Raw genomic sequence first — 14,136 nt, 5'->3', positions numbered from 1 at the left:
ATACGCGTCCAGACATATCGGGGCAAGCGCATGCTTACCCGACACATACCCGCACCCTAATTCTTTTGGCCATAAATATCCCGGGGGAGTCTTTGCCATGGCAAAGACGGGGGCTGGCCCCCTACCCGTGGTCTTTCAAAAGGCGTGATTTCTGCCGCGACCAGTCACGTTTGGCGGCGTCTTCACGCTTGTCATGCAACTTCTTACCCTTGGCGATCCCGATCTTGATCTTGGCTTTACCACGATGGTTGAAATACATCACCAGCGGCACCAGTGTCATGCCCTTGCGCTGTGTGGCCTGCCACAGGTCACCCAGTTGCTTGCGACTCACCAGCAGCTTGCGGCGACGGCGCTCTTCGTGTCCGAATGTCTGGGCCTGCTTGTAAGGCGCGATATAGCTGTTAACCAACCACAACTCGCCATCTTCCACGGCGGCATAGCTTTCGGCGATGTTTGATCCGCCCATACGCAGGGATTTCACTTCCGATCCCTCCAGAATGATACCGCATTCGATATCTTCCTCGATTGCGTAATCAAACCGCGCACGGCGGTTTTCTGCAATGACCTTGTAGTTCGGGTCGGATTTGGATGATGTTTTTACCTGAGCCATAGCAAGCGATGTAGGGCGCGAATGCCCCGCGCGCAAGGGAGGGTCCTAGCGCAATCCCTCGCGTGCCACAAATTTCGCTAGATCCAGAACGATCCTGCCGCGTGCCTCTGCAATCGCGACAGGCCCGCCTTTGGGGTCGTATGCAATGCTCAGATCGAAAAGGCCCGAACGTTCCCGGGCTTCATAGACCCCGACAAAATACTGGCCAGTTGCGCGGAACGTACCATCCGTACCTGCCACCAGATCGGAAAAACGGACAACCAGCGTGGCCGCTGCGCGCTCCTCAAACGGCCAGGGTTCCGATGCGATCCGTTTGCCCGTCAAACGGGCCAGATTGCGGCTCAACTCCAGACTGATTGCGCGGTCAGGCGAATCCGCCCAAAGCACTTTGGATGTGATCAACGTCCCGTCCGGCGCCTGCTGCGCAATCTCGTCCGCAGCGGCATAGCTGGGCAGCGACACGTCTTTCACCTCGACAGAGCGAAACCCGATGCGAATGGTTTCAGCAATGGCAGGCGGTTGCACCGCTATCCTGTCGGATGCGCCACACGCTGCCAGAAAGGCAAGCGCGGCAGCGGCGGCAATTGGTTTTATAAATGTCATATTATCGTCCCAGCAGCAAAGAGTTCGGATTTCGTTCGATGGTTCGCGCCAGCTTTTCCAGCGCTTTGGCAGCTTGTTGAATGTCACGCAGCGCGCCCTCCGCAGAGCGGCTGAGCTGGTCGCCTTTGTTATAACCCTCAATGGTGCGGCCAGCCTGTACAAACACGGCGTTCAGACGGTCAATCATCTGTGGCAGATCACGCGCCGAAACAGCGATACTGTCGGCTGCATTGCGCGCGGATGCCAATGTCTGGTTTACGTTTGCAACTGCACCCCCCTCACGTAGTTCGCGCAAGGTTGCATTCAACTGGTCCAGTGCGCCCTTCAACGCAACAGGAAGCTGCGCAGTATCGGGGCTGCTGACCAGAGCCTCGGCAGAGGAGGTGAGCGAGGTAAGTTCCTCGATCAGCTTGTCAAATTCAAGATCGGCAGCCTTCGCGGCAACCGTCTGGATATCCTCGACCAGTTCGGGCACACCCGCAACTGACGACGTTACAGCATCCGCCGCCTCGGAAGCGGCTGTCAGGGTCTTGCCCAGCGTTTCTGCAATGCGTTGCTGCTCAAGCTCGGCAACCAGCGCTTCCACCCGCGTCAGGGTTGCATTCAGCGCCACGGGTATGTTTTTCACATCATCCGACGTCACAATCCCCGACAGATCGCTCAGCAGTGCACGCACGTCACCGGGGGTTTCTTGCAAATCTGCGTTCGACATCAGCGAATCCGCCGAATTCATCGCGTTGATGGCACTGTTCAGCAGTTCTTCAATCGGCAGGTTGTTGATGCGTGTAAACACACCCTCGACAGTTGCAGCAGCATCCGCGCCCGAAGTTTCGCTTTTCGTGGTCGGCATGATGGGCAGGTCTATCCCGTTTGCAACCAGACGCGCTTCTGGCGCATCCTCTACTTCCAGCAATTCAACCTTCAAACCGCCCGTAAGCAGGCTGACAGAGGCAAGCCGCGCCCTCAGCCCATTGGCAACGCGGTCTTGCAGCAAGCGCAGCGCGGCATCGGCAGAAACATCTCCCGGCAAGCCAAGGCGCGCAGGCTGGATCGACACCGTAACATTCAACCGCACACGGCTATCACCGAATTGGTTGAAATCAACAATACCCGACAGGCTATCTACAGAACCAATGCGAAAGCCGTTCAACTCTACCGGTGCGCCAACGGCCAGACCGGACACGTTTTCATCAAAAATCACGCTCATCTGCAACGGCTCGACCTCGGACACCGTGAACAGGCTGTTTCGCGCGGTTTCTTTGTCGGGGTGAACCTCGAATACCTCGCCGTCGCGCGCGTCATCACCACCCGACACAAATGTATCAAACGTAATACCACCACCCAGCAAGGTCGCCAGCGAGGAAAAGTCGATTTCAGCCCCCGATGGCCCTACAGAAAAGCTAAAGCCCGATGTATCCCAGAATCGGGTAGATGAGTTGATCAAATGGCGGTGCTGCTCGTAAATCAGACCTTCGGTAATCGCAAAGGCACCGCTGCGCGCAATTTGCGCACGCCCGATCTGCCCCACCTGAATACCACGAAACATGATCGGCGCATTGTCAGTCAGCGTGCCATTCGAGGTGGTGCGGAAAGCAATCTGCAATCCCCCATCGCCCGGTTTGATCAACGGGGCCACATCAGAACCGCGGAAGGTGGTGGCCGTATCGCCGATCTCGCGATCCCATGACCCTTCGATATACACACCGCTGAGCACAGTGCTAAGGCCGCTTACGCCCTGCGCTGTCACCTCGGGCTGGACAATCCAGAACACCGAACTTGCATCGACATAGGGCGCGATATTCTTCTTCAGCCGGATATGCGCTTCGACCTGGGCCAGTCCTTCGCTAAAGCTGACTTCTTCTACTTCGCCGACGACAATATCGCGATACTTCAGTTTCGTTTCGCCAGCGGCGATTCCAGCACCATCGGCAAAATTCACTACAATCACAGGGCCCCGCGCGTTGTAGGACTGCCACGCCACGCCGAACGCAACGACCAATGCCATCAGCGGAATAATCCAGATAAAGGAAGCACCCGATACGCGCTTTTTCTGCGCAGGTTTGATTGTAACTTTAGGGGGGATATCAGACATTTTCAAAGGCCTTATCGTCTTCGGACTGAGCATCCCAGATCATACGCGGATCGAAAGCTTGCGCCGATAGCATGGTAAAAATAACAGAGAGTGCAAAAAAGAAGGCAGCAGGCCCCGGTGTGATAGATGCCAAGCCTTGCAGTTGCACGAGCGCGGACAAAATCGCAACGACAAAGATGTCAATCATCGACCAGCGGCCGATATATTCGACGATTTCATACATCAACAGCCGCTTGCCCGAGGCAAACGTTCCTTTGCTGCGCACACTCACGGCCAGAAACGCAATCGCCCAGAATTTACCCAGCGGGATCACAACCGACGCCACAAGAATGACCGCTGCAATCCCGAAAGCACCATAGTGGGCCAGATCGACTGCGCCGCCAATGATCGTACTTTCATCCACTGTAAACAATTGTTGGGTACGCAGCATCGGGTACATGTTGGCCGGCACATAACACATCAGTCCGACCAGCCACAGCGCCCAGACTTTTTGCAAACTGAATACATCGCGCGACACAAGAGTTTTGCCACAGCGCCTGCAAACATCTGTGCCCAACGGCCAGGCGCGGTTACACCGCGTACACGCAACCAGCCCGGCCTCACGGGCGGTTACCGTTTTTTGGGGTATTCCAGTGAATTCCATACCGACCACTTACACATAAACCCGTCTTGCGCGATGACCAACACCACCAAAACACCAAACATCCAGAACGCAGGACCAAAACTGACAGTTGCCAGATCGGCTACTTTCACCAATGCTACCGCACATCCTAGCGCAAAAATCTCTGCCATTGACCACGGGCGCATCGCCTCTGATATGCGAAACGCCCAGACGGCGTGTTTCGCCGCAGGACGGTCAAGCACAACAGGGATCAGCACGTACAGCGTCAGCAGCATCCGCAACAGCGGCACAAAGATGATAAACCCCGCCGTCAGCAGCGCCAGCACCAGCATCGGCCCCCTCGTAAACGACAGTGCCGCATCCAGGATGGACACCGCATTCGTGCGCCCCGCCACTGAAATCTCAAGAAACGGAAAAACGCTCGCCGCGATCACCAGCACAACGGATGCAATCGCAATGGCGATGATCTGCATACCGGCCTTGTAGCGCGGCGCGATCAATACTTTATGACATCTCACACAAACTGCCCGCTCGCCCGCCTTGGGACGCTGCAACTGATAGGTTGCATCGCAAATAGGGCACACTATGAGTTCTTCAAGTGGCGTCTTCGTTAGGTTCATGGCGTCAGACATGCGCCACATATAACGGTATCGCGGGGGGTGTAACACTCCCATTTTCGTGAACGGCCTCGCCCGACCTACACCCGTTCTATCACACTAAACTGAAATGATATTTCCTCGCACGCATGCGCGTTACAGTCATTGATAGATTTCAGTATCTTTCATTTTGTCACACCGGGCAGGAGAACTTCTCGCGCACCTTCCTCAAAGTTCTTTAGCGATAGCGGCCAGACCACACCGGGCCAGCGTAACTCCATCTCCTTTTTGCGCGGACGGTACACGGCAGTGTAAAGCGTGCCAAACCCTTGTCGGAAGGCCGTTGAATAAAGCGGCGGCTGCAAGAATGCGTTGATGAATTTTTCCTCGGGGTCTTGGTGCAGACGCAGGCGTTGCAGCAAAAACCGCTCGCGTTCGACCGTGGCGGTGAAACGCGCGTGACTGATCCATTCCACGTTTTCCTGATGGTTGGTTGCCACTGCCGCATTGGTGATCACCGCAGGGCGGTCGGGTGCCATCATTACGGTCAGGTAATCCCGCTTCCGGTCCAGTATCGTCACGTTATAGCTCATATGGGTTGGCACGCGCGCCAGCACTTCACCCGCTTCTTCCGCCGTTTCGCAGATTTGCAAAACATAGCGCAGGATCAGCGGCACGCCGAACCCCTCACCCACCACGCGCCGCCCCCCGAAGGTGAGCGAGATCGACAAGCCTTTGTCGTTCACCCCGTCAACAAGACCCCATAGTCCGTCGGACGTGCCCATCACCGCACGCCCCATCCAGCGTGTGCGCAACACAAGGCTGTCAAATGCGTGCGGATTGTAATCATAATTGCGCACCATCACGGGCTGCTTGCCTGCCCAGATCGCCTGCGAACAGCTCGCCAGATAGGGCGGGGGAGTATAAAAGCTCAGGAACCGTGCGGCATGATCACCGCCACCTGCCAGTTCACACAACTCCTCATACAGCGGCACCATTTCCGGCATGTGGGTGCGTAGGGCACGCAGACTTTCGGCATAGGTCGGGCGGGCAGTCTCACCCTCCTTGAGCCACCATGCCCGATAATCGGACCAATATTCACGGAAAAGCCCGGCCCACTTCGGGCCGGGTAAATCCTCTGAAATTGCACGCCAGTACATAGCGGCCTTTCTAAAACGAACGGAGGCTACCGCATCCCCGCCCGAAACGGCGGTTCAAACGATGTAGCAGGCTCCGTAACGCAGTTCGGATTACAGGATCTTGAACGCCGGATCAGACAGGTTCGGATCTGCCGCCGCAACGGGCAACGGCGCACCCTCAACTTTGCTTTTGATCCCGTGGATCCATTTTTTCGCCCGTTCGTTCAACTGGAAACTTTTGGTCATCGACCGCCCCCGCGTCACAAGGATACCGATGTCGGCCCCCTCATAGCGGTAATCCCCCGGCTGCAGGATCCGCAGAAAGAATGCTTCGTTCTCGCTCTCTACAGCGCGGCGGTGATAGTCAAAGCGGTCCCAAACAACTGTGCCGTCCTCGCGCATCCGGTAGATGCCGGTTTCGGGTGCTTCGGTACAGATATCCACACTGTCCTTGGTGTGCTTGATCACCATCTGGCTCCAGCTGTCGATGTTGGCAGGATCAGACCAGCGCGCGTTCAATTCATCCACATCAAGATTGAATTTCTTCTTCGAGAATTCAAGCAGGTGGAACAGAAACAACGGCGCATCCGCATGCGCAAACGCCGCATGGTTGGTCATCGACGAAGCACCCGTGATCCGCGGGTTCAACTCCCCCAGCCACAGATCGCCGGTCTTTTTGTCAATCAGGAAGTCCAGCTCGAAATACCCGCGATACCCTTCCTTGCGCAACTGCTCGCCAAATTTGAACGTCAGGTCGCGCGCCTGTTGGCGCACCTTCGGCGGAAACGCCGTCGACAGAATTTCATTCCCGCACCAGCCGCCGCGATAGGGCGTAAGCTCGTTAAAGCCGACCAGTTCAGTCATCAACGGGCCGACAATGGTGCCTTCCTTGGTGGCACACGCTTCAATCGCGGCACCACGGCAATTGATCCGCTTCATGATCTTGATTTCGCCCTCGCCGATGATCTCGGACTGGTGGCGGCGGAAATCGGCCTCGTTTTTAATGAAGAACGTGGTGTGGCCACTGTCACCAAACGCTGATTGCAGCACCAGATCATGGCCAAGCCCTGCCTTCTCACAGGTTTTGCGAAGGTCTTCATAAGACTTCACTTCCGCCAGCGTGTTCGGCACAGAGGGCACACCCGCCTTGTTACCGATCCGCACGGTTTCGATCTTGTTATCCATGGACTGGCGCAGCTTTGCCTTGGGGAACCATACATCCGCCCCCAGTTCCTTTGACAAACGCTCGGTTTCCTCGTCAAACATCAAGAATACAAATTTCGGCTTGCCGCCGCGCTTTTTGATGAAATCGATAACTTCCTTATGTTGCAGCAGATAATTGTTGATGTCTTCGATAGACTGGAATTCGGCATGCGGCTGCTCGGACGGGCAGAACACGTTCGGATGTTTGCCGCCGTAGCAATCAATATAACAAATGTATTTGAAATTCTTCACCCACTCATCAAGGCCCAGCAGGTTAAAGTTGGTCGCGGAGATGAAATAAATCGGGTCTTCATTGCGATGAAAGAACCGGCGTATTTCAGAAATGTTTCTAAGAACGGTAGCCATAATTTTGCTCCTTGTCTTTTGGTTAAGCCGAAGCTTTTTTGGATGATTTAGCGGACGTTTCAGCCGCTGTTTGCTTTGCACCTGCACCTTCCAGCGCCTCTTGCGTGAAGACCCTCAAGCCCAGATCGGGCCGATAGCCGTGAATTTCGCTCACATCGAGCGCGCGCATGAAACTCAGGATTTCCTGACTGATCACCTGCCCCGGCACCAGAATAGGAAAGCCGGGCGGGTACGGAATGATAAAGCTGGCAGATACAATCGTCTCCCCCCGTGCCATCGCCTCCTTCAAAGATCCGTCAAGCTCCAGATAGTCGCAATTCTTGTCGTCGTAGGCGAGGAAGAATGCCGTGCGAATATCCCCTTCGCGGCTGTTGCCGCTTTCCAGGAACGCTTTGTGAAAGCGGCTGAAGTCGGGCAGCGGCGGATAGTCTTCCAACAGGTTTTTGACACGGCGGTCAAAGCTGATCTTCTCCATGCCACTGGCGTCATCGTTCAATTCGTCCAGCGATTTGGCGATTTCCACCAGCACTTCGATCAGATACGCCACGCTGGAACGCGTGGTGCCGATATTGGTCATAAACAGGACCGTATTACGGGAGGTCTTGTTGATCTGGATGCCGTATTTATCCATCAACACCTTGTTCTTGAACGTATCCCCGTCCCAACCAGTGCCACCGACCAGCAATGTCACGCGCGAGGCATCCAGCACAAACTCGTCGCGCTCCCAACAATCCCACAGATCGGTCCAGCCCTGCTCGGCGTCATAATAGCTGGTGACGCCGCTTTCGCGATGCTCTTCGGGGATCATATCCCCCGCCGTCAGCACCTTGAAATACTTTTGCAGCAGCGGGTGATCCGACAACGCACGTCGCATCGACATAGCCGCTTCGATCTGGCGCTGTACAAATTCGAACCCTTCCAGTTCCACCTGCCTGCGCCCCACATCAAGCGATGCAATGATCTGGTAGTTAGGAGAAGTTGACGTATGCGTCATATACGCTTCGTGAAAGCTCTGCTCGACCTCACCCTTGAAGTCCTGATCGTTCACGTGGATCATGGAACCCTGTCGCAATGACGTCAGCGTCTTGTGTGTGGATTGCGTGGAATACGCCCGCACCCGCGATGTCGGCGCCGGGATAAGCCGTGTTTTCAGCAAGGTCTCTGTGTCGGCATCCTTCAACTCCGCCTGCTGCGCCTCATACGCCTCGCGGTGCTGGTCCGTCTTGAACCGTGCGCGCAACACGTTTGCCGCGTTCATCGCGGTGCGCTGGCGGTAGGTGGGATTGAAACGGGCAAAAGCAAACCACGCCTCGTCCCACAGGAAAATCAGATCCGGCTTGATCGCCAGACATTCCTGCATCACACGCTCGACGTTATACACCAGACCGTCAAAGGTGCAGTTGGTCAGCAGCAGCATCCGCACACGGTCCAGCTTGCCCTGTGCTTTCATCTCCAGCAGACGTTCCTTGATGTCACGCAAGGGCACCGCACCATACATCGAGTATTTGTTGAGCGGATAACTGTCGAGATAACTCACCTGCGCGCCCGAAAGCACCATGCCGTAGTGGTGCGATTTGTGACAATCACGGTCCACCAGCACAATGTCTCCCGGCTTTAGCAGGGCCTGCACAACGATCTTGTTGCAGGTCGACGTGCCGTTTGTAGCAAAAAATGTCTGCTTTGAGCCGAACGCGCGCGAGGCAAGCTCTTGCGCTTCCTTGATCGGGCCACTCGGCTCCAGCAGGCTGTCCAGCCCGCCTGAGGTTGCCGATGTTTCTGCAAGAAAAATGTTCGGTCCGTAAAACGCGCCCATGTCCTGAATCCAGTGCGAGCGCGTGATGGATTTTCCGCGGCTGATCGGCATCGCGTGGAAAACGCCGGTGGGCTGCTTGGAGTACTCTACCAATGCAGTGAAAAACGGCGATTTGTTACGCGCCTGAACGCCGCGCAGGATATTCAGGTGCAGCTCCATAAAATCTTCGGAGTTGTAGAAAACGCGGCGGCATATCCCCAGATCAAGACCCGCGATATCCTCTACCGAACGCTCGGTCACCAGATAGGCGTCCAGTTCCGGCCGCACCCGCGCAATCATACGGCACAATTCGGGGCCGTAGTTTTCAGGCGGGATCGCGTCAATCTCATCGCGGCCACCGGCACGGGCCAGATGACGTGCCAGAATTTCTTCCACATTCGCAGAATGTAGCACCAGTCCGGGGCGCACAACGATCGCCTGAATGTTGTGATTGAACAGCACCGCAATCAGCGCATCCTCAATCGACGGCACAACAACAGCTTCGTAGATAAACTGGTCTTCGGGGCGGCGCATGCTTGTGACATTGGTTTTCAGCCAGCGTTCCTGATGCTCGTTTACGCTGTCGACAATCAGTACTTCGAAATAGGGTTTGGACAGCGCGCGCATCTCGGGGCTGTGGTGTGCTTCGTCGTCCTGCTCTTCCTGATCAACGCTGTCGCGCTCCAGCGGGATCGAGCGGCGCCGATACGCGCCGGTGGTCAGTGCGCGCGTGATCCTGTTCACAGCAAAGCTGACATCGTCCAGTTTGCCCTGCTCGAAATGGCGCCGGATCAACGCAAATGCGTGTTTGCCCGGAAAGGCCCAATAAGCCTCCATCGTGCTAAGGGATTCAAACAGGGATTCTACGGTGTGACGCAATTGCGCCATCTCCCCCGCGCCGGGATTACGGGTCAGTGCGCTGGTCGCTTCGCGCAACGCGCTCCAGCGGTCTGATCGCAATTGAATGGCAGAAGAATAGTCTTTCATCGAAGTCATCGGTCGCTCTCCGCAGATTGCTGCGCAGCTGGCCCTTCGATGTTGCGGGGCAGACCGATGCCTGCCCCGTTCAATCACGGACCTAGCCGCTGGATTTATCAGTCTCTGCCGTGCCGGTCAGGATACCGGGTTTAACAGGTGGGTTGGGTAGTGCTGCCGCAGGTGCGGCGGCTGGAGCTGGTTCGGCTTCCGGATTTACAGTGCCGGCCGATGGATTCGGCAAAGGCTCGGGCGCAAAGGCGGGTGGTTGCTTATAGCCGATGCTGGGCAGGCTATCGTTGCCGCGCCCAAAAGTTTGGGTTTGGGTCAGGCGCGTTGCAGGCTCTGGCGCTTCCAGTCCTGCCGTTGCACCTTTTTGCGGGATGGCAAGCGGGCCAAGCGTCTTCAGATAGGCGTCTGTGCCGCTGGCGCGATCATAAACCGAGAAATCGGTAGAACGGTCGCGGAAGGATTTAAGAACCTGCCCCAGACCTTTCATGCCCGTTTCGCGCTGGCGACGCACCATGTCCAGATCAACCTCGATCGGGAACATGTCTTCCTGACCGGCGGACTGGTGCAGCACCATGGACGTAGGATCAACCACACATGATTTACCAACGCCACCTGCGCCCAAACCGTTCACATCAATGACATAGCACTGGAATTGCGCTGCGGTGGCCCGTGCAATCGCGAGCTCTGCGTCACGGTCTGTGGTGCCTGTCAGGACGGGGTGCAAAAGCACCTCAACACCTTGGCTGGTCAACTGGCGTGTGGTTTCCGGGAACCACATGTCATAACAGATCGACAGACCGAACCGGCCCACTTCGGGCACGTCGAACACGCAAAAATCGGTCCCTGCCGCAATCCCGCTTTCATACGGGCGGAACGGGAACATCTTTGCATAGCGGCGAATGATCTCGCCCGCGGGGTTAATCACAAACGACGTGTTATAGATGCGGCCATCGTCGGGGTCGGTGATAAACATCGATCCCGGTATCAGCCAGACACCATGCTTGGCGGCGGCCGCCTGAAACTTCTCCAGCGCTTCGTTGTGGGGCGGCAGGGCGTATTGGTCCAGCGGGCCGAAAGGCGCCAGCTCGGAAAACAGAACCATCTGCGTCCACGGAAACCGTGCCATCAGGATATCAAGGCGATGGATCATACCATCGACGTTGGGTTGCAGGGCGTTGACGTACATCTGTACGCCTGCGATTGCGAAAGGGGTCATATTTGCTCACTCCGGGGATTACGGCACATGCCGTTTGCCCTGATCCATACGCCCTTTGACGGGAGAGTGAAACAGCCCAAGCGAGCCTGTGCCGTAACGGCGTTTGTTCGCACATATGTCAGCTGCGTACAGATAATTTATGCAGCCGCCGCGTTGCGAGGGGCGCGCGCATTGCGCCCCCGTTGCATCATCACAATGCCGGCCAACAGCAAAAGCGCCGGCAGGAACATCCAGTATTTGCTCGGCTGTGGCTCGGGCTTGAGCACTCGCAGCACTTCCTGATCCCAGTCCAGCCCGGCACCCTGCGCGGGGGAGTTGAACGCGACATCATCAATGATCATCTTGTCCCCGTCCTCGCGGAACATCAGCCCTGCATTTTCCAGCTTTTCCTCACCTGTCGCACCTTCGCCGATCGGCAGCAGCGCCACAAATTGCAGTGGATCACCCAGATCGTTGAAGCCATTGATCCGCAGGCGCAAAAGCTCTCCCGCAGGTGTATCGGCAGCGGCCTGCGCGATTTCGGTTGATGCAACTTCGGAATACGGCGGCACAACCATGTCCATCCAGAAACCCGGACGGAACAGGGTAAACGCGATCAGCAACAGCGCAATCGTCTCGTAAACGCGGTTTTTGGCAAGGAACCATCCCTGGGTTGCGGCCGCAAACAGCAACATCGCTATTGTTGCGACAATAAACACGAACACCCCCTGCGCCCATGTCACATCAATCAACAACAGTTCGGTGTTGAAGATAAACAGGAATGGCAAAGCGGCTGTGCGCAAGCTGTAGAAGAACGCAACCACACCGGTTTTGATCGGATCACCCCCCGATACCGCCGCCGCCGCGAAAGAGGCAAGCCCCACAGGCGGTGTAACATCCGCCATGATACCGAAGTAGAACACAAACAGGTGCACAGCGATCAGCGGCACAATCAAACCGTTTTGCTGGCCCAGCGTTACAATCACAGGTGCCAGCAACGCGGAAACGACGATGTAGTTCGCGGTGGTCGGCAACCCCATGCCGAGGATCAGCGACAGTACAGCGGTCAGCGCAAGGATCGCCAGAATATTACCGCCCGACAGAACCTCGACCACATCGGCCAGCGCGGCACCTACGCCTGTCTGGCTGACAACGCCCACGATGATACCTGCGGTCGCCGTGGCGATACCGATACCGATCATGTTGCGCGCACCTGTTACCAGACCATCCACCAGATCCAGCAGACCATCCTTGATGTCAGCGCCCAGTTTGCTTTCGCCACGGAAAATCGCCATCAACGGACGCTGCGTGACCAGAATGAATACCATGTATGTCGTCGCCCAGAACGCAGACAGACCGGGCGAGAGGCGATCAACCATCAGCGCCCAGACCAGCACAACCACCGGAAGGATAAAGTGCAAACCCGACCGGATCGTCGGCCCGGCCAGCGGCAGTTTGGTAACCGGCGCATCAGGATCATCAAGCTTGAGCGGTGCTTCCTTGGACGCAAGATACAGCAGACCAACATAAACCGACGTCAGGAATACAAAGATGATGTAACCAGCGGTCTCGGGGAACGCGGGGCGTATCCAGCCCATCAGGTAATACACGGCAAAGCTTAGCCCGCAGATCACCGCGATGGTAAACGCGATAGACATCAACCACGCCACCCAAGGTTTGGCCGGCGTCGGACGCGGCAACCCTTCCATGCCCGCCTTCAGCGCCTCAAGGTGTACAATATACACCAGCGCGATGTAGGATATCACTGCAGGCAGAAAGGCGTGTTTGACCACGTCAAAATACGGAATACCCACGTATTCCACCATCAGGAACGCCGCAGCCCCCATCACAGGCGGCATGATCTGCCCGTTGACAGACGATGCGACCTCGACCGCGCCCGCCTTTTCAGAGCTGAACCCGACCTTTTTCATCAGCGGGATCGTAAACGTCCCCGTTGTCACCACGTTGGCAATGGAAGAGCCGGAAATAAGGCCCGTCATTGCGGAAGACACAACCGCGGCCTTGGCCGGACCACCCTTCATGTGCCCCATCAGGCTGAACGCCACCTGAATAAAGTAATTGCCCGCACCCGCACGGTCCAGCAGGGAGCCAAACAGCACAAACAGGAACACAAAAGAGGTTGATACGCCCAGCGCGATGCCGAACACACCTTCGGTGGTAATCCACTGGTGGTTCACAATTTCTGAAAGGGAGTTACCCTTGTGCGCAATGATGCTTGGCATATTCGGCCCAAGCACTGTGTACATGAGGAAAACTGACGCCACGATCATCAGCGCAGGGCCAAGCGCGCGGCGCGTCGCCTCCAGCAAGATCATGATACCAATCACCGCAACAACATAATCTTGCATGATCGGCGCACCGACACGGTCCGCGATGTCGCGATAGAAAAAGAAAAGATACAAAGCAGAGAGCGCACCGGCAATCGCCAAGGCCCATTCCCAGAACGGAATACTGCTTTTAGGTGACCCCAGAACAACCGTTGCAGCAACAGCAATGGCGGGGATCGGAATCCACCACACGGTAACACCGTCTTTTGCCGAAATCATAAACAGCGCCGCCAGTGCCAGCGGCACCACAATGCCAAGGATCATCTGGAACTTCGTGCGCGCAGCGGGAAAGGCCATAATGCCCAAGAACACTGCAAAGCCCAGATGGATAGAGCGGGCCAGCGTATCGTTGAACAACCCGAAAGGCGACGCGATATACAGCTGGAACAATGACCACGCCAGCGCGGTCAGCATCAACAAAAGACCAACCGGCCCACCGACTGCACGTCCGCCGGTATCGGAAGAAGCGACAAGTTCATCCAGTTCGCTTTGATCAAGGCCCCCGCGTCCGGCGGCTTCGGCCTCAACGGCAGCAGCTTGTTGTTGGTCTGTCATCGGCGTGTCCCCTGTTGCATGCCGCACC

General features: G+C 56.5%; 10 protein-coding genes. All 10 read right to left on the bottom strand.

The features are described 5' to 3' along the window. Positions 1 to 121: 121 nt before the first annotated feature. Positions 122 to 610, bottom strand: coding sequence for an SsrA-binding protein SmpB (smpB, locus tag OS189_RS09600; RefSeq protein ID WP_267167096.1), 489 nt, complete (start codon positions 608 to 610; stop codon positions 122 to 124). 45 nt (positions 611 to 655) lie between these two features. Further along, entirely contained in the window at positions 656 to 1,213 is a 558-nt protein-coding gene (locus tag OS189_RS09595) for a PqiC family protein (RefSeq protein WP_267167095.1), read from the bottom strand. A 1-nt stretch (position 1,214) separates the two neighbouring features. After that, positions 1,215 to 3,305: a PqiB family protein gene (locus tag OS189_RS09590; protein ID WP_267167094.1), complete on the bottom strand. Its 2,091-nt coding sequence runs from the start codon at positions 3,303 to 3,305 to the stop codon at positions 1,215 to 1,217. Then, the gene (locus OS189_RS09585) at positions 3,298 to 3,948 is read right to left on the bottom strand and encodes a paraquat-inducible protein A (protein ID WP_267167093.1); all 651 of its coding nucleotides are present in this window, start codon (positions 3,946 to 3,948) and stop codon (positions 3,298 to 3,300) included. The genes OS189_RS09590 and OS189_RS09585 overlap by 8 nt, the downstream gene beginning before the upstream one ends. Further along, complete coding sequence (locus OS189_RS09580; RefSeq protein ID WP_416237471.1) at positions 3,915 to 4,559, bottom strand: paraquat-inducible protein A; 645 nt, start codon at positions 4,557 to 4,559, stop codon at positions 3,915 to 3,917. The genes OS189_RS09585 and OS189_RS09580 overlap by 34 nt, the downstream gene beginning before the upstream one ends. A 149-nt stretch (positions 4,560 to 4,708) precedes the next feature. Beyond that, entirely contained in the window at positions 4,709 to 5,683 is a 975-nt protein-coding gene (locus tag OS189_RS09575; protein ID WP_267167091.1) for a C45 family autoproteolytic acyltransferase/hydrolase, read from the bottom strand. Positions 5,684 to 5,773: 90 nt separating this feature from the next. Beyond that, positions 5,774 to 7,231 carry a biotin carboxylase gene (locus OS189_RS09570; protein WP_416237470.1) on the bottom strand — a complete coding sequence of 486 codons (1,458 nt, stop codon included), beginning with the start codon at positions 7,229 to 7,231 and terminating at the stop codon, positions 5,774 to 5,776. A gap of 22 nt (positions 7,232 to 7,253) precedes the next feature. Then, entirely contained in the window at positions 7,254 to 10,019 is a 2,766-nt protein-coding gene (locus OS189_RS09565) for an aminotransferase class I/II-fold pyridoxal phosphate-dependent enzyme (RefSeq protein ID WP_267167090.1), read from the bottom strand. 82 nt (positions 10,020 to 10,101) lie between these two features. Next, positions 10,102 to 11,226, bottom strand: coding sequence for a carbon-nitrogen hydrolase family protein (locus tag OS189_RS09560; RefSeq protein ID WP_267167089.1), 1,125 nt, complete (start codon positions 11,224 to 11,226; stop codon positions 10,102 to 10,104). Between the two features lie 137 nt (positions 11,227 to 11,363). Then, the gene (locus tag OS189_RS09555; RefSeq protein ID WP_267167088.1) at positions 11,364 to 14,108 is read right to left on the bottom strand and encodes a TRAP transporter permease; all 2,745 of its coding nucleotides are present in this window, start codon (positions 14,106 to 14,108) and stop codon (positions 11,364 to 11,366) included. Between the last annotated feature and the right edge of the window lie 28 nt (positions 14,109 to 14,136).

This window comes from Sulfitobacter sp. F26169L (assembly GCF_026410285.1).
Lineage (GTDB): Bacteria > Pseudomonadota > Alphaproteobacteria > Rhodobacterales > Rhodobacteraceae > Sulfitobacter.
This window is presented reverse-complemented; position numbering and strand designations above follow the sequence as displayed.

Excerpts from the sequence above, each read along its gene's own strand:
- smpB (WP_267167096.1), bottom strand. The coding sequence starts at position 610 with ATGGCTCAGGTAAAAACATCATCCAAATCCGACCCGAACTACAAGGTC.
- OS189_RS09595 (WP_267167095.1), bottom strand. The coding sequence starts at position 1,213 with ATGACATTTATAAAACCAATTGCCGCCGCTGCCGCGCTTGCCTTTCTG.
- OS189_RS09590 (WP_267167094.1), bottom strand. The coding sequence starts at position 3,305 with ATGTCTGATATCCCCCCTAAAGTTACAATCAAACCTGCGCAGAAAAAG.
- OS189_RS09585 (WP_267167093.1), bottom strand. The coding sequence starts at position 3,948 with ATGGAATTCACTGGAATACCCCAAAAAACGGTAACCGCCCGTGAGGCC.
- OS189_RS09580 (WP_416237471.1), bottom strand. The coding sequence starts at position 4,559 with ATGTCTGACGCCATGAACCTAACGAAGACGCCACTTGAAGAACTCATA.
- OS189_RS09575 (WP_267167091.1), bottom strand. The coding sequence starts at position 5,683 with ATGTACTGGCGTGCAATTTCAGAGGATTTACCCGGCCCGAAGTGGGCC.
- OS189_RS09570 (WP_416237470.1), bottom strand. The coding sequence starts at position 7,231 with ATGGCTACCGTTCTTAGAAACATTTCTGAAATACGCCGGTTCTTTCAT.
- OS189_RS09565 (WP_267167090.1), bottom strand. The coding sequence starts at position 10,019 with ATGACTTCGATGAAAGACTATTCTTCTGCCATTCAATTGCGATCAGAC.
- OS189_RS09560 (WP_267167089.1), bottom strand. The coding sequence starts at position 11,226 with ATGACCCCTTTCGCAATCGCAGGCGTACAGATGTACGTCAACGCCCTG.
- OS189_RS09555 (WP_267167088.1), bottom strand. The coding sequence starts at position 14,108 with ATGACAGACCAACAACAAGCTGCTGCCGTTGAGGCCGAAGCCGCCGGA.